Origin of the sequence: Celeribacter persicus, assembly GCF_003050785.1 — a bacterium.
GTDB lineage: Bacteria > Pseudomonadota > Alphaproteobacteria > Rhodobacterales > Rhodobacteraceae > Celeribacter > Celeribacter persicus.
In genome coordinates this window covers 56046-77151 of the sequence record NZ_QAOH01000008.1, presented here as the reverse complement: position 1 = coordinate 77151, position 21106 = coordinate 56046, and the positions used below count along the sequence as shown (strand labels likewise).

The window sequence follows — 21106 nt, the reverse complement described above, 5'->3', positions numbered from 1 at the left end:
GACGCTACAGTGGGCACGCAAGCCCCACACCTGCGCCCTTCGGGTCACAAATCCGCCCGAATTTGTAGCTAATCACAGATTAACCACGACAAACCGCAACCGAGTACCGCAAAACCGCCCCATGCCGAACCAAGCCCCCACGAAAAACGCCGACACCCGCGTGTTCCTGATGCTTCAGGGACCGCACGGGCCGTTTTTCTGGGGGCTGGGCAAGATGCTGATGGCGGCGGGTGCTCAGGTCTGGCGTGTGGGCTTCAACGCCGGCGACCGCGCCTTCTGGTTTTCAACCAAAAGCTTCATCGCCTACACCGACCCGCCCGAGATTTGGCCCGAGAGGTTCGAAAAGATTGTCCGCGACAAGGGCATCACCGACATCGTGCTTTATGGCGACACCCGCCCGGTTCATGCGCTGGCCATCGAGCGCGCCCGCGCCCTCGGCCTGACCATCCATGTCTTCGAAGAGGGCTATATTCGCCCCTATTGGGTCACCTACGAGCGCGGCGGTTCCAACGGCAATTCCGCGCTCATGTCCCTTTCGGTCGCTCAGATGCGCACAGCCCTTGAGAACATCGACCACGACAATATCGACCCGCCCGCACAATGGGGCGACATGCGCCAGCACATCTTTTACGGCGCGCTCTACCATTGGTTCGTGATGTTCCGGAACTCTGCCTTTCGCCATTACCGCGGACATCGCGAATTACCGGTGACGCGCGAATTCCTGTTGTACTTCAAACGCCTGATCCTGATGCCGCAACACTGGGTCTCTCGTGCCAGACACACCCGTGCCATTCTCGGGGCGGGCCACCCGTTCCACATCGCGCTTCTGCAACTCGAACATGACACGAGTTTTCAGGTCCACAGCCCCTATTCCACCATGCCGGAATTCGTCGCCGATGTGATCGAAGGCTTCGCCAAAGGCGCGCCGCGCCACCATCACCTTGTCTTCAAGGCCCATCCGCTGGAGAACGACCGACGCAACCTGCGCCATGAGATCCGGCGCATCGCCGCCGAATACGGCATCGAGCAGAGGGTGCATTATGTGCGAGGCGGCAAGTTGCAAAAGCTGCTGCTGAGTGCGCGCTCCGCCGTGACCGTCAACTCCACCGCGGGCCAGCAAGTGCTCTCTCTCGGCATCCCGCTGCGCATCCTTGGCCGTGCGGTCTACGACAAGCCGGAATTCGTTTCACATCAGCCGCTTGAGGCGTTTTTCGCCTATCCCGAACGACCCGACACACGCGCCTATCGCGATTATCGTCAGTTTCTTCTCGAAACCTCGCAGGTGCCCGGTGGTTTCTATTCCAAGCGCGGGCGGCGCCAACTCATGCGGCTCGTGGTCGATCTGATGCTGGCCCCCGAGGCCCCCGATGTGGCCCTCCTGAGCGGCAAGACCCCACCACGCCAACCGCTGCGCCTCGTCAAATAAGTGCAATTCAGTACAATCATGGCCGATTTGTGCCCGGAAAACCCCGCGCGCACCACTAGATGCTGAGGCGGGTTTCACGGCTGACACAGCCTCTGCGACAGGCGCGACCTTCTCGCAACACCACCTTCACTGCGCCTTCCATCGCTCTACAAAAAGTGGATTTTCGACTCGGCATTGGTTAATCTCCCGACCAAACCCGATAAAAATATGGGGCAGAGGAGATCAAGCAGTGAAGATTCTGACATCGCGCATGACCCGCGCCGTTGCGCTGGCCGCCGTGACGGCAAGCCTGTCTGCCTGTGCCCTGCCCCGTTCTGGCCCGACCAAGAAGGAGATTTTCGCGGGCTCCGTGCTGGAACAGGGCGATGCCTTCGTGGTTTCCGTCAACGACCGCGTCAACGCCGTCACCGCGATCAATCAGCAGCTTGGCTTCTCCGCCGCCTTCCAGAACGCCGGTGTGATCGGCTCCGACACCATCGCGCCAGGCGATGTGCTTTCCCTCACCATCTGGGAAAATGTCGATGACGGACTGCTCGCCGGAGCAGGCGCCAATGCCACCGTCCTGTCCGAGGTACAGGTCGATGGCGCAGGCTTCATCTTCGTGCCCTATGCCGGGCGCATCAAAGCCGCTGGCAACAGCCCCGAAGCGATCCGTCGGCTGATCACCGAAAAACTCGACACGCAAACCCCCGATCCGCAGGTCATGGTGACCCGTGCGGCGGGCGATGGGGCCACCGTGACCATCACCGGCAAAATCTCCGGTCAGGGCGTTTACCCGATCCAGCGCCCGACCCGTCGCCTCACCTCCATGCTGGCCCATGCGGGCGGTCCCTCCGTCGAACCCGATGTCGCGCAGGTCAAGGTGATCCGTGGCACGAAATCCGGGGTGGTCTGGTTTCAGGATCTCTACGACAATCCGAAATACGACATTCCGCTACGTGACGGCGACCGCATCCTCGTCGAGGCCGATCCGCGCTCTTTCACTGCGCTCGGCGCCACCGGCGGGCAAAGCGTGATCCCCTTCGAAAGCCGCAATCTCTCCGCACTCGAAGCCATAGCACAGGTCGGCGGTCTGCGTACGAACTCTGCCGACCCGACCGGTGTTTTCGTCTTCCGCAACGAACCCGAAACCATTGCCAAACAGGTGCTCGGGCGTGACGACATCGTGGGTGCCCAACGCCTGATCTATGTGCTCGACCTGACCCAGCCGAATGGCTTGTTCCTGGCCCGCGACTTCCTAATTCGCGACGGCGACACCCTTTATGTCACCGAAGCGCCGTTCACCCAGTGGCAGAAAACTCTGGGAGCGATCACCGGCACGGTCAGTTCCGCCGACACCCTCGCCTCCCTCGGCGAATGATCACATGGTCGGCCTGTTGACCGACCGCAATTCTTCCGCCCCGGCCTCCCCGCCGGGGCGGCTCTCGTTTCAGCCTCCGCTTCTGATTGAACGCCTTCACGCCGAAACCGATCTCTCCTGTGCCCCCTTGAGCTGGCACGATCTGGCACGCGACACTCCGCTGGACGACAGCGCGGCACTCGCGCGCGCGCGTCAGGCAATCGACTGGCTGGTTTCGTTGAAATTGTCCCGATCCAGCGCCATATGCGATCCAGATCTGACCCCGGATGTTCCATTCGTACTGGTTCTGGACCAGCCCCGCAGCACAGGCAACGCCCCGTCCGAGGCCGACATGGCCGAAATGCTGGTCTTTGCCCAAACGGAACTTCTGAACGCCCGTGTCGTCATTCTCGGCTGCGACGACGGCTATTTCAGCGACACGGAAGACCCGCGCCTCACGGTTTTACCCGCTCACGCCAATCTCTATCGCCTGCTCGAAGCCTCCACCGCCGTCTACACCCATTCGTCGGGTTACGGGTTCGACGCGATCCTTGCCGGGCACCGACCCCGCGTGTTCGGACGGCCCTGGTATGGCGGATTCGGGCTGACGGAGGACGAAAGCCCGGACCCGCACAGCACCCATCGCCTGACCCGCGCGCAACTGTTTCTCGCCGCACTGATGCAGGCCACCACATGGCATTCGGGCGACACAACGCTTGAGATCGAAGACGTTCTGGCCCGACTCGAAGCGCGCGAACGTGCGACGCGCGAAGACACGTCGGGCTATGTCGCCTCCGGAATCCTGCGCTGGAAACACGGGTTTCTGCGGCGCTATCTTGGGCGGGCCTCGCTGACGATCAGCGACGACCCCGACGTGATCGCCCGCGAAAAGGCCGAGGGCCGGCGCCACATCGCATGGGGGGCCGCCGCCGGTGCCGATCTGCGGCTCGAAGACGGTTTCCTGCGTTCGCGCGGTCTCGGGGCCGCCTTGGTGCGACCGCTCTCCCTCGTGCTCGATGACAAGGGGATTTACTTCGATCCAACCCGACCCTCCCGTCTTGAGGCGTTGATTGCCGAACGCAGCCCGCTCAGCGACGCGCAGCGCGCCCGGGTCGAACGCTTTCTTTCCCGTCTCAAGGCATCGCGGTTGAGCAAATACAATGTCGGGGGCGATCTGCCCGCCCTGCCTGCAGGCTACCGCATTCTCGTCGCCGGACAGGTCGAAGACGATGCCTCGATCACCCTCGGCGCAGGGGAGGTTTCGAGCAATCTTGCGCTTTTGCAAACAGCGCGCAACGCACATCCCGAAGCGGTGCTGGTCTACAAACCCCATCCGGATGTCGAAGCCGGTCTGCGACGCGGCAAGCTGCCTGAGGCCGCCCGGATCGCCGATGTCATCGCAACGGAAGTCGCTCCGCTCGCTCTGATCGACGCCTGCGATGCAGTCTGGACCATGACCTCGCTCATTGGTTTCGAGGCGCTTTTACGCGGCAAGCCTGTCACCTGCACCGGCGCGCCCTTTTATGCCGGATGGGGGCTGACCACAGATATTGGCCCTATACCGGCACGGCGCGCCGTACGGCCCGATCTCATGAGCCTCGCCCATGCGGTTCTCATTGATTATCCGCGCTATTTCGATCCGAAAAATGGCGCGCCGCTCTCCCCGGAAGAGGCACTGGAGTATCTGGCGCAGGCCCCGAAAGGTCGCAGCCGCTGGGCGCAAACCGCGCTGGCCAAGCTGCGTCAACTCCGCGCTGCCACCTTGGGGCTCAGCTAAGTTTCGACCACAGGCTCAGGGCATCCGGCCCTACCCGTTCAATCTTTTCAAGCCGATAACGCGGTGCATCCGCCAGGCGGTCGAGTCCAAGTGCGCCCAACCCCGGACGTCCCTCCGCCCCGATGCCGAGGCCCGCGGTGAACAGGACGACATGATCGGCCAGCCCCGCAGAGAGGAGCGAGGCCGCCAGCGCCCCGCCGCCTTCGCAAAACACCCGCGTCAAACCGCGCGCACCCAAAGCCTGCAAGGCCGCTTCGGCATCGAGCTGACCCTGCGTGACCGGCACTTCGATCAGTTCCGCCCCAAGCCCGGTCCAGGCCGAGACCCGTTCCGGTGCGGCATCCGACCCGTGCAGGATCCAGACCGGCACTTCGCCCGCCGTGTGCGCGAGATGACTGTCGAGCGGCAGATCGAGCCTGCGCGACATCACCAACCGCACCGGCTGATGCGCGACACCAAGCCCCCGGATCGTCAGCGTCGGATCGTCCGCCCGCGCCGTCCCGCCACCGACCAGCACCGCATCGTGGCTGGCCCGCATCGCATGGACGCGGCGGCGGGCCATCGGACCGGTGATCCACTGACTCTCGCCGCTCGACGTCGCGATCCGCCCGTCCCATGACATGGCGAGTTTCAACGTCACCATCGGGCGCCCCAAAGTCACTTTCGACAGAAAGCCCTGCTGTTGCTTTCGGGCCTCGTCTTCGCAAAGCCCCGTCACCACATCGACCCCCGCATCTTGCAAAATCTCAAAACCCCGCCCGTTCACGCGAGGATCGGGGTCCCCCAGCGCGACCACGACACGGGACAGGCCCGCCGCGATCAGCGCCTCGGAACACGGAGGCGTCTTTCCGTGATGAGAACAGGGTTCGAGCGTCACATAAGCGGTCGCTCCGCGCGCGGCTTCGCCCGCCTGACGCAGAGCCACAACCTCGGCATGGGGACGTCCGCCCGGCTGGGTCCAGCCACGCCCGACAACACGCCCGTCGCGCACAATGACACAGCCCACCGCCGGGTTCGGCCAAGTGCGACCAAGCCCGCGCGCCGCCAAAGACAGCGCGTGGCGCATATGGCGCAAATCGTCAGGGATGTTCATTCGTCGGATTTGGCGTCGGGACGCAACTCACTGACAAACTTGTCGAAGTCATCGGCAGCCTGGAAGTTCTTGTAGACCGAGGCAAAGCGGACATAGGCCACAGTGTCGATCCGGGCGAGGCTTTCCATGACGATCTCGCCGATGGTTTTCGACGGAATATCCGTTTCGCCCATGCTCTCCAGACGTCGCACGATGCCGGAGATCATCTGGTCCAGACGCTCCGGTTCGATCGGACGTTTCTGCGCCGCGATACGGATCGACCGTTCCAGTTTGTCACGGTCGAAATCCTCGCGCCGCCCGTTGGATTTCACCACCACCAGATCGCGCAGCTGAACGCGTTCATAAGTGGTAAACCGCCCACCACAGGCCGGGCAGAACCGCCGCCGCCGGATCGCCACATGATCCTCGGCCGGACGGCTGTCTTTCACCTGGGTATCTATATTTCCGCAAAACGGACAACGCATCCTGGCGTCCCCTTCATCACTTCTTCACCGCCTCGTCTGGGGTCTTCGCCCCAGTTATCCACAGGCACTATAGGGGGTCGCCCAGAATTTGGGTAGATCAAATTTTCAGCGCTAGATGTTGTGGAATACGTCAATTCAACGGAGGAGCGCCATAACCCGGCGCACATGCGGCCTGTCCCGATGTTCGAAAAGGTAAATTCCTTGCCATGTTCCAAGCATCATACGTCCATTCAGAACGGGAATTGTGCATGTCGTTGGCAGAAGCGCCGCCTTGATATGAGCCGGCATATCGTCCGGCCCTTCATAGGTATGCGTCAGATAAGACATGGACGGATCGCTGGTCGGAGGCACGAGGCGATGGAAATAGGCCCGAAGATCCGTCTGCACCTCCGGATCGGCGTTTTCCTGAATGAGCAAAGAGGCGGAGGTGTGCTGCACCATCAGTGTGAGCAGGGCCTCCATCGGCCCCTCCCCTGCCACCCAGCGCCCTAGATCGGCGGTGAATTCATAAAGACCGGGACCCGAAGTCGCGATCTCAAAAAGACGGTGGCTCATTCGCAGCTCTCCTGCCAGATTTGCGCATCGAAATCCCAGCAATAACCCGCCGCCTCATAGGCATCGGCGAAGGTAAAAACCGCATAGTCGAGCGTCTCCGGCAAGCACTCGAAACGGGCCAATTCCTCCCCGTCCCGCTCGACGACAATTCCCGCGCTTCGCTCATGCTCATCCGTCATCCGGTCGAGCGCACCCCAGAGCATATAACTCACATCGCCATTCATCAGACGCAATTCCTCCCAGATCGCCCCACCGACCCCAGGCCAGGGCGTCACCTCTACCTCTGCATAGGGGCGTTGCAGTACAAGCTCCGGCGGCTGGTCCGGGTGTCCGAAAATATAGGTTACCCTTTGCTCATCCGCCATCAGCGTCACAGCTTTTCCATTGGAAAAGGCGCAGGAGAACAGAGGCTCATCTTCTGCCTGCGCGGGCGCAATGCCCGTGAGCATTGCAGACAAAACGACGGTACCCAAAACGCCTGTCGATCCACCTATCTTCCAGTTCCATACGCACGTCATTTCGAAGCCCTCCGCACAACCTTGAGGACTGTTTACCCTGACGGGCTTACAATGGAAACGTGTGGATCAGCCTTCCGCTTCGCAACGCACAATCGGCCCGCTTTGGTCCGCGCTCAGGGAGACGCTTTGCACCGATGCATCCGTGACCGGCCCGAGAAATACCTGATCCAGCGTGTTGATACAGCGTTGCAAATCTTCGGCAGGAACCTTGATGACGATGACATCCTCACCGCTTTCGGCCTGTGTCAACGGTGCATCGCTCACCACGAACGCCCCCTGCACGACATTGTCCAGCCTGCCGAAGGGCACAAACAGGGCGACGGCGGAAAGAACGATGGAAAAGGCGATTAACGCCTTGGCGATACGTGTCATGACAGCTCTCCCGTGCAGTTGTCCCAGACCAACGCACGAAAGCTTAATCGAGTTTCAATATTGCCGAATTTCTTGTGGATAAGCGGTCAGTTTCGGTCGAAAGCGTCCCTGGCCGCCTCAATCTCGGGCATTTTCGCACCGGCCCAGTCGATCAACCCATGCAGCGGCCCGAGGAATGAACGCCCGAGATCGGTCAGCCGGTACGTGACCGAGGGCGGCTTCGTGTCGAACACCTCGCGCGCGACCAACCCGTCGCGCTCCAGTTCGCGCAGGGATCGTGTCAGCATGCGTTTGGAAATATCCGGCAGGGCACGTCCCAGCGCATTGAACCTTTGCGGCCCATTTTCCAGTTCCAGCAGGATCAACGAAGTCCATTTCGCCGCCACATGGTCGAGCACCTGCCGCACAGGGCAGTTTTGCGGGTCGAACCCCATCGCCTTCCATTCTTCCAGACGGCTCATCGGAATGTCGCGCATCGCTTTGGGTTCCTATTCAGGGGTTACCTTCATGTTACCTTGTCCCGAAAAAGTGCCTCCTTTTCAGGGAAACATAAGGTCTCTATCTGAGACTTGTACTCGAAACGAATCCAAAAGGGAATGGATATGACAACCTATCTCGTCACCGGCGCCTCCGGCCAGCTTGGCCAACTCGTCGTCGATCATCTCGCCACCCTCGTCTCCAAAGACGACATCCTTGCCCTCGTGCGCTCCGAGAAAGCCGCCGACGCCTATGCCGCCAAGGGCATCGCCACCCGGCGCGCCGATTACACCGATGTCGCCGCCCTCACTACCGCTTTTGACGGCGTGGATCGTCTGCTCCTGATCTCGTCGTCAGAAGTCGGCCAACGCGCGGTCCAGCATGGCAATGTCATCGAGGCCGCGAAGGCTGCGGGCGTGGGGTTCATCGCTTATACCTCGCTCTTGAAAGCGGACACTGGAGGCATGGCACTGGCCGAAGAGCACCTCGCGACCGAAGCGATGCTCAAGGACAGCGACCTCCCCTTCACGCTCCTGCGCAATGGCTGGTATTCCGAGAACATCACCATGACATTGGGGCAGGACCTCGACCTCGGCCAACATTTCGGCGCCGCCGGTGAGGGAAAACTCTCGACTGCCCCGCGCAAGGATTACGCCGAAGCGGCGGCCATCGTGCTTGCGGGCGGTCATGACGGAGAGGTTCTGGAACTGGCGGGGGATGAGGGCTACACGCTTGCGGAATATGCCACCATCGTGTCGGAAGCTTCCGGCAAAGAGATCACATACACCGACATGACTGAGGCCGCTTTCGCGGAGGCACTGGTCGGCGCAGGTCTGCCCGCCGGTTTCGCCGCCATTCTCGCGGATTCGGATGCGAAAGCCGCCAAAGGCGCGCTGTTCGACGCGAGCCACACGCTGTCCAAACTGATCGGCCACCCGACCGAGCCGATCGCCGAGACGGTCAAAGCCGCGCTCTGAACACTCAGGCCCAGCCCTTGCCCGGGCGGGGCCTCACATCCGGGGATCGTCGAAAATACTGTCGCCCATCTGGTCGATGAAAATCTGCGCCTTGCGCAGGCTTTCCTGCCGCGCATCATCCAGATCGCTCATCGTATCCGCCCGGATCATCATATGCGCGCGTGTCTCGCCGTCGAACTCCTTCTCGATCCGTGCCGCGATGCGATAACCGCCTTCCGCTTTCTGCGGCTCCGGGAAAATGCGGTAATCCTTGCCGTACAGCTCGGGCTTTGCGGAGGATTTCTGGGCGGCGTCGCGTTGCGGTTTGCCACCGAAGAGTTTCGAGAAAAGGGACATGGAACCTCCTGTTTGGGCGGCAGTTTGAAGCCCTTGCCGCCCAAGTGCAAGCCGCGCATCGCCTGACCGGGGGCTGGCGATGAAACGGTTGCACAGGGCGCTTTATGCCCGCCAAATCCGTCGGACATTTGAACGTGGCGTAGCGCCTACAAAATCGCCAGACCGCCGGACGGGTCATGCCGAAGGCATGCTTTCAGCATGACCGATGCGCGGCGGCTTGCGGCCTTGTTCCGCGCACCAGTTAGCGTCGTCAGCACTTACAAATTTAATTGGCGCACTTCTCTCCAATTAAATTCTCTAACTTGAGCTTGGATTATGGGAACATCCTCGATCATCACTCCAGTAATTGGCCACATACCATCAACAAAGGAGTCCATCGAAGGCATGGGTTCTCCCCTCAACAAACTCTCTTTAGTGACCACTACAGCAGAAACATCGGGCAAGTTATGCTCAATACACATGTGAGCAGCTTCATCGAGAATAGGCCCAAGTCCTCTTCCCGTTTCATTCGGCATCCCTAACCTTACGGCTAAATCAGAATATGAAATCGCATGTTCACCTTCCATCATCGCCTTTGCCACGACCTTAATGGTGGCAAAGGCACGCTTGCGCGTCAGAGGTGTAACTTTGCGCATATATACTTACTGATCCAAGAACGACCGCAGTTTCCGCGACCGGCTCGGGTGCTTCAGCTTCCGCAAAGCCTTCGCCTCGATCTGACGGATACGTTCCCGCGTCACGCTGAACTGTTGACCCACCTCTTCGAGCGTGTGGTCGGTGTTCATGCCGATCCCGAACCGCATCCGCAGCACGCGTTCTTCGCGGGGCGTGAGCGAGGCCAGCACGCGGGTGGTGGTCTCTTTGAGGTTCTCCTGAATGGCCGCATCCAAGGGCAAGACCGCGTTCTTGTCCTCGATGAAATCGCCAAGCTGGCTGTCTTCCTCGTCGCCGATCGGCGTCTCCAGCGAAATCGGCTCCTTGGCGATTTTCATCACCTTGCGGACCTTTTCGAGCGGCATTTGCAGCTTTTCGGCCAGTTCTTCCGGCGTCGGTTCGCGACCGATCTCGTGCAACATCTGGCGACCGGTCCGGACCAACTTGTTGATCGTCTCGATCATGTGCACCGGAATACGGATCGTGCGGGCCTGATCCGCGATGCTCCGCGTGATCGCCTGCCTGATCCACCAGGTCGCATAGGTGGAGAATTTATAGCCGCGACGGTATTCGAATTTATCGACCGCCTTCATCAGGCCAATGTTGCCTTCCTGAATGAGATCAAGGAATTGCAACCCGCGGTTGGTGTATTTCTTGGCAATCGAGATCACGAGACGCAGGTTGGCCTCGACCATTTCCTTCTTGGCCTGACGTGCCTCTTTCTCGCCCTTCTGGACCTGCGCCACGATGCGGCGGAATTCGGAAATATCCACACCGACATACTGGCCGACCATGGCCATGTCGGAGCGCAGCTCCTCGACCTTGTCGGAGAAGCGTTCGATGAACATCTGCCAGCCACGCCCCGGCTTTTCCGCCATGCGATCAAGCCAGGTCGGGTCCAGTTCCGAGCCGCGGTAATCCTCGATGAATTCGCGCCGGTTGATCCGCGCCTGATCGGCGAGCTTCACCATGGCGCTGTCGATGGACATGACGCGCTTGTTGATGCCGTAGAGCTGGTCGATCAGCGCTTCGATCCGGTTGTTGTGCAGATGCAGCGAGTTCACCAGAACCACGATCTCGGAGCGCAGTTTCTGATACTCGGCCTCCGCCCCTTCCGAAAACGATCCGTCCTCGTTGAGTGTCGCCGACATCCGCAGGTCCTGCATCTCGGAGAGACGGGCGAAGTCTTCGGAAATCCGCGCGAGCGTTTCAAGCACCTGCGGTTTCAGCGCAGCTTCCATCGCGGCGAGCGACATATTCGCCTGCTCGTCGTCCTCGTCATCCTCATCGGAGGAAATCGGGTTTCCATCGGCGTCGTATTCCTGCTCCTTTTCCTTAGTGTCGGAGGCGGAGGCTTCGGCATTCAGTCCCTCGACGACATTTTCCTCATCCTCGTCCTCATCGACACCGCCGCCAAAGGTGGCCTCAAGGTCAATGACATCGCGCAGAAGAATGTCCTCGGACAGAAGTTCGTCATGCCAGATGGTGATCGCCTGGAAGGTCAGCGGGCTTTCGCACAGCCCCGCGATCATCGTGTTGCGCCCGGCCTCAATGCGCTTCGCAATCGCAATCTCGCCCTCGCGCGACAGCAGTTCGACCGAGCCCATCTCGCGCAGGTACATGCGCACCGGGTCATCCGTGCGGTCAAGCTTTTCGGTCTCGGAAGAGGCCATCGCGACTTCGCGCGAACCGCTGGTCGCCACGAGTTCGCCGCCCTTGGCATCTCCGCCATCCGCGCTGTCGTCGTCCTCGACCTCTTCGTCTTCGATGACGTTGATGCCCATCTCGGAGAGCATCGACATCACGTCCTCGATCTGCTCGGAACTCACCTGCTCCGGTGGCAGGACCTTGTTGAGCTGATCGTAGGTGATGTAGCCTTTCTCACGCGCCTCGGCGATCATCTTCTTGACCGCGGTCTGGCTCACGTCGAGCATCACGTCCTGGTCCTGATCGTCACTCTTGGCGTCGTCATTGTCTTTGGCTGCCATGCGGCTCTCCCCTAAACTCTGGCGGGTTCCGAATGCGGTCCCGATGGCCCTGTCACTGGCGTGTCAGCGGCCCTGTCGATGCGGGTTTACCCGCCCGCCACAAGACCTTTGCCCGACTCAGCGCCTGCTCAAACCCGAATCATGTCATGCGAATCAATGATTCGCCACCCGAATACCCATATTTCCTTAACCATCCCTGCACCAGTGGCACAGGGCGTCTCCACGCAACGCCCGCTGTCTTTGCGGCTCACTTGCCACGTTCCGGTGCGATTCGGTTCAAAAGTGCCCGAAACGCATCCCGCTCGTCCCGCGACAGCTCAAGCCCGTTTTCCGCGATGTCGAATTCCGTCCTGTCTTCCGCCTCCGCCTTCGTGGCCCGGTTGCGCGCCTCGGCCGCCTGACGCAGACGCCAGGTCAGCTTTTCATCATCGGCGGCCAGCATCTCTTCCAAGCCTTCGGCCAACTCCGCCTGATAGCCGCGTCGCGCCTTGAGCTTCGCCAGCTCCTCCGTGAGGCACATCTGCGCCACCTCGCGGTCGGGCCGTCGCACAGGGGGCGCGATTTGCACATGGGGATGCGACATCAACCGGTCAAGAGCCCCCTGCCCCGCCATCGCGATCACATTTTCCCTGAGTGCCCCGACATCCTCTTCTTCGGCATGGGTCAGCACCGCGTGGAGCAACAGCGCATGATCCTCCGAACGGGGCGTCAACGCCTCCAGTTGCGACAAAAATTCCAACGCCAACCCCGGATTGGCGATCAGCACCGCAAGCACCACCGCCTCACGCATCAGGTCGGCCTGCGCCTCGTCGCCGGAAACAATCAGCGAGGCCTTCAGCCCCTCGGTCGGCACCGCAACCTGTTTCCCGAACCGCCCGCGCCCGTTCGGCGTCCAGGCCCGACGCGGGCCATCGTCGCGTTTGCCGCGGAACAGATCGCGGCGCATGTCATTGAGAATCTCGCCGTAATGGCGTTTGATCGAAGCGTCTGTAATGGGCCGGATGGTCTCGCGCAGGGATTTGTCGAGGGCGGCACGTCGTTCCGGGCTGTCGAACACCTTGCCCTCGGTCTCCCGCCGCCACAGCAGAGCGACCATCGGCAGGGCGCCATCGAGCACCTCCTGCATCGCGTCCGGCCCCTTGGCCTTGATCAACTCATCGGGGTCCTGCCCCTCCGGCAGAATGGCAAAGCGCAGCCCCTTCCCGGCCTCAAGCAAAGGCATGGCCAGATCAATCACCCGATACGCGGCCCGAAGCCCCGCCTTGTCGCCATCGAGCGCAATCACCGGCTCGTCGGACATCCGCCACATGAGCTGCAATTGCCGGTCGGTGATCGCCGTTCCCAGAGGCGCAACCGTCGCCTCGAACCCCGCCTCGGCCAGCGCGATCACGTCCATGTAGCCCTCGGCCACCACAAGCGTCTGACCGCGCCCACAAGCCGCGCGCGCCTCTTTGTGGTTGTAAAGCGCGTTGCCCTTGTCGAACAAAAGCCGCTCGGGACCATTGAGATATTTCGCCCGTGCATTCGGGTCCATCGCCCGCCCGCCGAAGGAAATCAGCCGCCCGCGCGCATCGCGAATGGGAAAGACGATCCTGTCGCGGAAGAAATCATAGGGCTCGCGTCCGTCGTCGGGCTTCGCGACCACCCCGGCCTCCACCGCCAGTTCGGTGGAGATGCCCTGATCCCTAAGTGCGCGCAAAAGCGCATTGCCCGAAGGCGCAAAACCAATCTCGAAGCGTTCCCGCGTCTCGGGCTTCATGCCGCGTTTGTCGAGATAGGCACGCGCCGCGGTGCCGCCCTGTTGCGACAGGCAGAGCCGGAAAAACCGGTTCGCCGCCTCGTTGACCTCGGCGAGTTCCGCACGTTTGTCGGATTTCTCCTGCGCTTTCGGGTCGCTCTTCGGCACCGGCATCCCGGCTTCCTGCGCAAGGATTTCGATCGCCTCCATGAAGCCGACGTTTTCCGTCTCGCGCACAAAGGTAATCGCATCGCCCTTGGCATGGCAACCAAAGCAATAATAGTAACCGTCCTTGTCGTTCACATGGAAAGAGGCGGTCTTCTCGTGGTGGAACGGGCACGGCGCCCACATATCGCCCTTGCCGGGGTTCGATTTGCGCTGATCCCACATGACTTTGCGACCGACCACATCGGTCAGCGACAGGCGCGATCGCAGCTCATCCAAGAATCCCGGGGGCAGTGACATGGCGCGAGTATCGCCCCTCGCCCGCGCAACGTCCAGAGTCCCCGCACGGGGACGTCCATAAACCGGCTCCGAATCGCATTACGGCGAAATCACGGCGCAAATTCGGCGCAATCTTGTCGAAATGCGGCAAAACCAAGACCGCGCGAGACGCGCCACCAAAGCCCCCGATGGCTTTCCCGGAATTTTCCCGCGATGCACCACCCAATATGACCATTTCAGGGCAGAGCCCTTCCGTGCTTTACCCGTGGTTTCCGGCGGATCAGAATACCGGCGTGTGGCGTCTGTCATGCACGGGACAACCCCGGCCGGACACCATGCACACTGGGGAATATGGGGGCGCCACTCCGATTGAGAGACGGTGTCATGTTGAATAGGATCACGCGCCGCGAAGCGGGGCATTTTTACACGGGCCGGGGCCATGCCACCGGCCGCGCGGAGCGTCAGAACATGCGACACGCGCCGGTCTCGGAAGTCTTGCGGGCCACGTCCCATCACCTGCGCAAACTCGATGCGCAGAGCCATATGCGCGACGAGGAGGGCTCGCTCGCAATTTTTGGTTTGTTCTCCTTTGTCATCCTGCTGCTTCTGGCCGGGATCGGCATCGACATCGTGCGTCATGAAACGCTTCGAACCGAATTGCAGAATACGCTCGACCGCGCCGTACTTGCGGCTACCAACCTCGAGAACACCAACGATCCGAAGGACGTGATCATCGACTATTTCGCGAAAGCTGGGCTGAGCCAATATTTGCTGGAAGATGAAATTTCCGTTGTTCCGCTAGGCGACGGACGTCAGGTTTCCGCCTCGATCGCAGCCACGATCCCCACCTATTTCATGAAATTCGCCTCCGTCGATTCCCTCTCCATGGCAAGCGAAAGCGTTGCGGAACAGGGTCTCTCCGGTCTGGAAATTTCCCTCGTGCTCGACGTGTCGGGGTCGATGAACAGCTACAGCCGACTGAGCAACCTGAAATCCGCGGCCACAGATTTCACCCAGACCGTTTTCGAGAATGCCGCAAGCGACGAGATCGCGATTTCGGTCATCCCCTATGCCACACAGGTGAATGCCGGTCGCAGCATTCTCGACAAGCTCGACCTGCTGAATGCGCATCACCAATCCCACTGCATCAATTTCGAAGAAGACGATTTCTCGACGACGGCAATAGATTATGCCTCCGGCGGAACCGGACGCTATTATGATCAGACGATGGATTTCGATGCTTTCAGTTCGGACTGGAACAATCTCGATATGGCCCTGTCGCAGGAAACCTGCCCCCCGGAAAGCAGTCGTGAAATCCTGCCGTTCTCCAACGACAAATCAACCATCGACACATTCATTCAGTCGCTCACGGCCAATGGCAACACCTCGATCGACCTTGGCGTGAAATGGGGCGCGGCCCTGCTTGATGAGAGCGCGCAAACCGTGACCGCAGGCACCACGGCCAGCGCCCACCCGGCCGCCAATGCGGATGCCCAGAAATACATGGTGGTGATGACGGACGGATCTCACACCAACCAGTATCTCATTCCCGACCCCTATCGCGACGACGACGAATCGACCGGCGTTTACGAGGACACAAACGGTCGCATCTACGTCAGCGCGGAACGTACCAGTTGCTCCTATTATTACGGTTACAACTGCACCACCACCATGCGCTACACCCGCATCGACAACAAAAACGTCTCGACCTCGCTGCCCTACACGCTCGCCTCCGGCAACATCCGGGAAATGACATGGGCCGAAGTCTGGTCGGAGATGACCGTCTACAACCATGCCTATGCCCGCTACCTCGCCTCCGGCGACAGCGACGACTATTACGACTGGCGGGACAAAACACGCATCAGCTACGGCACCTCGACCAAGAACAACCGTCTGAATGAGATTTGCACCGCCGCCAAAGAGGCAGGCATCATCATCTTCGCCATCGGTTTCGAGGCCCCGAGCGCGGGCCAGCAGGTTCTGCAATCCTGCGCTTCCTCGGATGCGCATTACTATGACGTAGACGGGGTTGAAATTTCCGAGGCTTTCTCCGCCATCGCGAGCAAAATCACCGAACTGAGGCTGGTCGAATGAAACTCCTGCGCAAACTGAACCGGGTTCGCCGACGTCACGCCCGCAATGAGGACGGCAATTCGACCATCGAATTCGTTCTGATCTTTCCGATCTTCGCCTTTATCATCATGGGCGGTTATGAGATCGGCTATTATACCGTCTCTTCCTCCATGCTGGACCGCGGCCTCGACCGGGCTGTGCGTGATGTGCGCCTCGGGAATATGCCAAATGTCACGCTTCAGTCACTGAAAGCGGCCACCTGCGAATACTCCCGCTACGTGCGCAAGTGCGAGGACAATATTCACATCGCGCTCGAACCGGTCGATGCGTGGAATTTCTCCCGCCCAACCTACATCGCCGAATGCATCGACCGCTCCGCCAATGTAGTTCCCTCCACAACCTTCTCGGACGGCGGGGAAAACGAGCTCATGCTGGTACGCGCCTGCGTCAACGTCGATCCGATCTTTCCGACCACCTGGCTCGGGGCCGCCATGCAACGGACCGAAGGCTCCGGCTACGCCATCGTGGCCACCTCCGGTTTCGTGAACGAACCCAACAGCTAAGGGAGATGATGATGTTCTCCGTTCACCCGTTTCTCCCGAAAAATCCCCTTCGCCCCTTCGCCCGCAGGTTCTCCCGCGACGAAGACGGCTCGGTCGCCCTCGAAGCCATCTTCGTGGGGCCGGCACTGATCATCACCCTGATGTTCTGCTATACCTTCTTCGCCGCTTTCGAGGCCAAGGCGCGCGCGAATAAGGCAAATTACACCATCTCCGATTATCTCTCACGTCAAACCGACACGATCGACGACACCTTCATGGGGGGGCTCGCAGATCTTTACCGCTTCCTCAACAACGATGGCGACATCGACATGCGTGTTTCCGCCGTCAAGTTCATCGTCGACGACGAAGGCGACGAAAGCCACGAGCTGGTCTGGTCCTATGCGACCGGCAGCTACACGAAACTTACCGATGGCTCTCTGTCTCAGGTCGAAAGCCGCCTGCCGCTTCTGGCCGATGGTGAGGAAGTTCTGGTCGTGGAGACCCAACGCACATGGACGCCTTTGTTCCGGGTCGGCCTGCCGGAGATGGCCTTTGCCGATATCGTGACCACGAAACCGCGCTTCGCCTCTCAGGTGATCTATGACGACGGCACGGAAGAGGTGAACAATGCCACCCATGAGGATTCCGACGACAGCGACGTCGACACAAGCGGCTCCAACACCGGGACGAACACTTCCGGCGGTGGGTCTGATCGTCACGGCGGCGGCGGCTATTACTGGTGGTGGTAATCCCCCGGCGCAACCGCCTCAGTCGATCCGCCCCGCCCCACCGATCCGCGCCGCGATCACATCCGCCATCGCCTTGCCCTGACCTGCGGGGGTTACACCACCGACTCCCAAACGCCGCCCGAAGCGCCACCACAGCCCCGGCGCCCAGACCCGCGCGCCCGACGTTTTCAGGCGGATCAGAAACCCGTTCGACGGCTTGAAGGCAAAAGTGCCGCGTTCGACCTTCTCGATCTCGTCGAGACGACACAGAACGCGCCCGCCCTCTTCTCTGAGATACTCCTCCGTGAGCACGAGCCGCACGCCCGTCGCCTGCCAGAGACGCCAGGCAACCCAGAGCACCGCCGCGGCCATGGCGATCAGCATGACCATCCAGCCTCCCTCCATCTCCTCAGCGCCGAGCGCAACCCGCAGCAGCAGCGCCCCCAGCAGGCCCAGCAAGGCCACAGCGCTGCCCCGGCGCATCGGCGAGGGCGTCAGAAACAGATCGGATTGGATCGCGGTCATGGCATACTCCTTCAACGCCTTTCCGCTTTAGCCCGCCTCGTCTCAAAGGGAAAGCCGCATTGTCCCCGCCCGCGCCGCACTGTAAGCTCCCTTCGCAACAGGTTTCGGATTTCACATGACGCGCTCCGCTTTTCGCCTTTCGTTACTCGCCCTGCCTCTGGCCGCGTTGATCGCCTGTGCCGAGCGCCCGGATCTGTCAGGACGGATCGCTTCCGCCGACACCTCGTTGCCCTGGCCCTCCCTGATCTCGACACCCGCGCTCGCCCCTGTCGACAACGACACCGCATATGACGGCGCGGTGCAGTCCGCCACCACCACGGAGGCACGCGCCCGTGCGCTGACTGCCCGCGCTCAAACCCTCTCGACCACCGCCGTGTTGAACGAAACCGACCGCGCGCGGCTTCTGGCCACGCTTGCCCGCAACAATTGAGCCTTCGCCCCGGCGGCGGACAGTTGCACCCCCCCGTATTCGCCGCTATCACGGCGGACAGGTTTTTTCACACATCCTTGAGCGGAGCCTCCCATGCCGAAATCAACGTCACCCCAAGCCCCCCTGCGCCTCGGCATTGCAGGTCTTGGCACCGTCGGCGTAGGCGTGATCAAGATCATTCAGCGCAAGGCCAATCTGATTGCCGAACGCAGCGGTCGTCCCGTGGTGATCACCGCCGTCTCCGCCCGCTCGCGCGACAAGGACCGCGGCGTGGATATTTCCGGCTATGCCTGGGAGGACGACCCGGTCGCGCTTGCGCTTCGCGAGGATGTCGATCTTTTCGTCGAACTCATGGGCGGCTCCGACGGCCCCGCCAAAGCTGCGACTGAGGCCGCGCTCGCCGTTGGCAAGGATGTCGTCACCGCCAACAAGGCCATGCTTGCCCATCACGGCCAGATGCTGGCCGAGAAGGCCGAGGCGAAAGGCGCCGTGCTGCGCTTCGAGGCTGCCGTCGCAGGCGGCATCCCGGTGATCAAGGCGCTGACCGAGGGCCTTGCCGGCAACCGGATCGAACGCATTGCGGGCGTGATGAACGGCACCTGCAACTACATCCTGACCCGGATGGAGAACGAGGGCCTCAGCTATGACGAGGTCTTCGCGGCCGCCAAGGCTCTCGGCTATCTCGAAGCCGATCCGACTCTCGACGTGGGCGGGATCGACGCCGGGCATAAACTGGCGCTTCTGGCCGCCATCGGGTTTGGCACGCAGGTGGATTTCGACAATATGGTGCTCGAAGGGATCGAACGCATCACCATCGAGGACATCCGCCACGCCGCCGACATGGGCTATCGTATCAAACTTCTGGGCATCGCCCAGATGACCGGCCGGGGCCTTGAACAGCGCATGACTCCCTGCCTCGTGCCCGCACTCTCTCCCCTCGGCCAGTTGGAAAATGCCACCAACATGGTGGTGCTCGAAGGCGACGAGGTCGGCCAGATCGTGCTGCGCGGCGCGGGTGCAGGTGAAGGCCCCACCGCCTCCGCCGTCATGTCCGACGTGCTCGATATTGCCCGTGGCATCCGCGTGCCGACCTTCGGTGTGCCCGCCGCAGCCCTTGAGAAAGCCATCCCTGCCGTGGCCGCCACCCCCGCTCCCTTCTACCTGCGCATGTCGCTTCTGGACAAACCCGGTGCGCTGGCGAAAATCGCCGCCGCGTTGGGCGATGCGGGCGTCTCCATCGACCGGATGCGGCAATACGGCCAGGACGCCAACCCCGAGGTCGCCCCCGTGCTCATCGTCACCGACGCCACCTCCCGCGCCTCACTCGATGCCGCGCTCGAAGGTATGAAAGCCACTTCCGTGCTGGCCTCCGAGCCGGTCGCGATCCGCATCGAAAACGTCTGATCCCACCCGGCCCGGTAAGGTTTCAAGGAGCCGCTTCCGCGGCCTCTTTTTGCGCTTCAACATGAAAATTTTACCCAAGCGACGCGAAATTGTTACGCTGCGCCAATGCGTTAGCGCAAACAATTCAGGTGTTAGCGCACACAGGCCCGCGCCCGCCTTGCCCCGCCCCGGAACATGTGGTCATGAAGAGGAACAAAAATCTCCGTCCGCCCGAAAAGGACCCGTAAGACTCATGTCGCAAGCGCCCAATTTCTTCGACCGTATGCTCTCCCTTGGCCTCGCCCGCGTGGCGGAACAGGCCGCCATCGCCTCTGCCGATTACGTCGGTCACGGCGATGAGAAAGCCGCCGACCAGGCCGCCGTCAACGCCATGCGCGATCAGCTCAACAAGCTCGACATTCAGGGCGTCGTGGTCATCGGCGAGGGCGAGCGCGACGAAGCCCCCATGCTCTACATCGGCGAGAATGTCGGCAACGGCAACGGCCCGGCCGTCGACATCGCCCTCGACCCGCTCGAAGGCACCACGCTCACCGCGAAAGACATGCCGAACGCACTCACCGTGATCGCCATGGCCCCGCGCGGCACGCTTCTGCACGCCCCCGACGTCTACATGGAAAAGCTCGCCATCGGGCCGGGCTATCCGAAAGACGTCGTCTCCCTCGACATGACCCCGACCGAGCGCGTCGAAGCGCTGGCCAAGGCCAAGGGTGTCGCACCGAAGGACATCACGCTCTGCGTGCTCGAACGTCCCCGTCACGAAGAGATGCTCGCCGAGCTGCGCGCCACCGGCGCCGCAATCCGCATGATCACCGATGGCGACGTCGCGGGGGTCATCCACTGTGCCGAGCCCTCCACCGGCATCGACATGTACATGGGGTCCGGCGGCGCGCCCGAGGGTGTGCTCGCGGCTTCCGCACTGAAATGCATGGGCGGCCAGATGTGGGGCAAGCTGTTGTTCCGCAACGATGACGAACGGGGCCGCGCCGCCAAGGCGGGCATCACCGATCTTGACAAGATTTACGCGCGCGATGAACTCGTCACCTCCGATGTAATCTTCGCCGCCACCGGCGTGACCAACGGCTCCATCGTCCACGGCATCAAACGCGAACCGGGCTTCCTCACCACGGAAACCATCCTGATGCGGTCGAAAACCGGTTCGATCCGTCGCATGACCTATCGCAACCCGACCAAGCCGCGTCAGGACTGATCTTAACGCGGATCGGGGCGTTGCCCTCACCGGTAAGAC

21 protein-coding genes are annotated in these 21106 nt (G+C 61.4%); 10 read left to right on the top strand and 11 right to left on the bottom strand.

The features are described from left to right. Positions 1–121: 121 nt before the first annotated feature. The 3 genes from C8N42_RS11840 (at position 122) to C8N42_RS11830 (ending at position 4542) form a co-directional block, all read left to right on the top strand. Positions 122–1426, top strand: coding sequence for a capsule biosynthesis protein (locus C8N42_RS11840; protein ID WP_107816782.1), 1305 nt, complete (start codon positions 122–124; stop codon positions 1424–1426). Between the two features lie 229 nt (positions 1427–1655). Further along, a complete protein-coding gene (locus C8N42_RS11835; protein ID WP_245890086.1) occupies positions 1656–2786 on the top strand; it encodes a polysaccharide biosynthesis/export family protein in 1131 nt (376 codons plus the stop codon). 4 nt (positions 2787–2790) lie between these two features. Beyond that, entirely contained in the window at positions 2791–4542 is a 1752-nt protein-coding gene (locus C8N42_RS11830) for a capsular polysaccharide biosynthesis protein (RefSeq protein WP_170109288.1), read from the top strand. Here the strand turns inward: C8N42_RS11830 and ribD are convergent. From ribD to C8N42_RS11800, 6 genes are all read right to left on the bottom strand, one after another. Beyond that, positions 4535–5635: a bifunctional diaminohydroxyphosphoribosylaminopyrimidine deaminase/5-amino-6-(5-phosphoribosylamino)uracil reductase RibD gene (gene ribD / locus C8N42_RS11825; protein WP_107816780.1), complete on the bottom strand. Its 1101-nt coding sequence runs from the start codon at positions 5633–5635 to the stop codon at positions 4535–4537. The genes C8N42_RS11830 and ribD overlap by 8 nt on opposite strands. Further along, positions 5632–6099 (bottom strand): transcriptional regulator NrdR, encoded by a 468-nt coding sequence (gene nrdR / locus C8N42_RS11820; protein WP_107816779.1) that lies wholly within the window; start codon positions 6097–6099, stop codon positions 5632–5634. The genes ribD and nrdR overlap by 4 nt, the downstream gene beginning before the upstream one ends. 135 nt (positions 6100–6234) lie before the next feature. Next, positions 6235–6654: a secondary thiamine-phosphate synthase enzyme YjbQ gene (locus C8N42_RS11815; protein WP_107816778.1), complete on the bottom strand. Its 420-nt coding sequence runs from the start codon at positions 6652–6654 to the stop codon at positions 6235–6237. Continuing rightward, complete coding sequence (locus tag C8N42_RS11810) at positions 6651–7112, bottom strand: hypothetical protein (protein ID WP_146168270.1); 462 nt, start codon at positions 7110–7112, stop codon at positions 6651–6653. Before C8N42_RS11810 ends, C8N42_RS11815 begins: the two co-directional genes overlap by 4 nt. A 126-nt stretch (positions 7113–7238) precedes the next feature. Further along, entirely contained in the window at positions 7239–7544 is a 306-nt protein-coding gene (locus C8N42_RS11805; RefSeq protein ID WP_107816776.1) for a hypothetical protein, read from the bottom strand. Positions 7545–7630: 86 nt separating this feature from the next. Further along, positions 7631–8020, bottom strand: coding sequence for a winged helix-turn-helix transcriptional regulator (locus C8N42_RS11800; protein ID WP_107816775.1), 390 nt, complete (start codon positions 8018–8020; stop codon positions 7631–7633). A gap of 126 nt (positions 8021–8146) precedes the next feature. Here C8N42_RS11800 and C8N42_RS11795 point away from each other — a divergent pair, with 126 nt between their 5' ends. After that, a complete protein-coding gene (locus tag C8N42_RS11795) occupies positions 8147–8998 on the top strand; it encodes an SDR family oxidoreductase (RefSeq protein WP_107816774.1) in 852 nt (283 codons plus the stop codon). 33 nt (positions 8999–9031) lie between these two features. On the opposite strand, the gene C8N42_RS11790 is transcribed toward C8N42_RS11795, so the two are convergent. The 4 genes from C8N42_RS11790 to dnaG all read right to left on the bottom strand — a co-directional run bounded on the left by C8N42_RS11790 (position 9032) and on the right by dnaG (position 14179). Then, positions 9032–9334 (bottom strand): HlyU family transcriptional regulator, encoded by a 303-nt coding sequence (locus C8N42_RS11790; RefSeq protein ID WP_107816773.1) that lies wholly within the window; start codon positions 9332–9334, stop codon positions 9032–9034. Positions 9335–9591: 257 nt separating this feature from the next. Continuing rightward, positions 9592–9969 carry a hypothetical protein gene (locus C8N42_RS21385; protein ID WP_146168269.1) on the bottom strand — a complete coding sequence of 126 codons (378 nt, stop codon included), beginning with the start codon at positions 9967–9969 and terminating at the stop codon, positions 9592–9594. 6 nt (positions 9970–9975) lie between these two features. Continuing rightward, on the bottom strand, positions 9976–11976 hold the full coding sequence (rpoD, locus tag C8N42_RS11780; protein WP_107816771.1) for an RNA polymerase sigma factor RpoD: 2001 nt from the start codon (positions 11974–11976) through the stop codon (positions 9976–9978). Between the two features lie 247 nt (positions 11977–12223). Next, on the bottom strand, positions 12224–14179 hold the full coding sequence (dnaG, locus tag C8N42_RS11775; protein ID WP_107816770.1) for a DNA primase: 1956 nt from the start codon (positions 14177–14179) through the stop codon (positions 12224–12226). Positions 14180–14542: 363 nt separating this feature from the next. Between dnaG and C8N42_RS11770 the strand changes: the two genes are divergently transcribed. From C8N42_RS11770 to C8N42_RS11760, 3 genes are read left to right on the top strand one after another with little or no spacing between them, the layout of a single operon-like run. Next, positions 14543–16252 carry a pilus assembly protein TadG-related protein gene (locus C8N42_RS11770; RefSeq protein WP_170109287.1) on the top strand — a complete coding sequence of 570 codons (1710 nt, stop codon included), beginning with the start codon at positions 14543–14545 and terminating at the stop codon, positions 16250–16252. Further along, positions 16249–16794: a TadE/TadG family type IV pilus assembly protein gene (locus C8N42_RS11765; RefSeq protein WP_107816768.1), complete on the top strand. Its 546-nt coding sequence runs from the start codon at positions 16249–16251 to the stop codon at positions 16792–16794. The genes C8N42_RS11770 and C8N42_RS11765 overlap by 4 nt, the downstream gene beginning before the upstream one ends. A 5-nt stretch (positions 16795–16799) precedes the next feature. Continuing rightward, entirely contained in the window at positions 16800–17522 is a 723-nt protein-coding gene (locus C8N42_RS11760; RefSeq protein ID WP_107816767.1) for a TadE/TadG family type IV pilus assembly protein, read from the top strand. An 18-nt stretch (positions 17523–17540) separates the two neighbouring features. Here C8N42_RS11760 and C8N42_RS11755 read toward each other — a convergent pair whose 3' ends face one another. Continuing rightward, the gene (locus C8N42_RS11755) at positions 17541–18026 is read right to left on the bottom strand and encodes a hypothetical protein (RefSeq protein WP_107816766.1); all 486 of its coding nucleotides are present in this window, start codon (positions 18024–18026) and stop codon (positions 17541–17543) included. 115 nt (positions 18027–18141) lie between these two features. Between C8N42_RS11755 and C8N42_RS11750 the strand changes: the two genes are divergently transcribed. From C8N42_RS11750 to glpX, 3 genes are all read left to right on the top strand, one after another. Further along, a complete protein-coding gene (locus C8N42_RS11750) occupies positions 18142–18456 on the top strand; it encodes a hypothetical protein (RefSeq protein ID WP_107816765.1) in 315 nt (104 codons plus the stop codon). Positions 18457–18549: 93 nt separating this feature from the next. Next, positions 18550–19860: a homoserine dehydrogenase gene (locus tag C8N42_RS11745; RefSeq protein WP_107816764.1), complete on the top strand. Its 1311-nt coding sequence runs from the start codon at positions 18550–18552 to the stop codon at positions 19858–19860. A 232-nt stretch (positions 19861–20092) separates the two neighbouring features. Continuing rightward, positions 20093–21067, top strand: coding sequence for a class II fructose-bisphosphatase (gene glpX / locus C8N42_RS11740; RefSeq protein WP_107816763.1), 975 nt, complete (start codon positions 20093–20095; stop codon positions 21065–21067). Positions 21068–21106 lie beyond the last annotated feature (39 nt).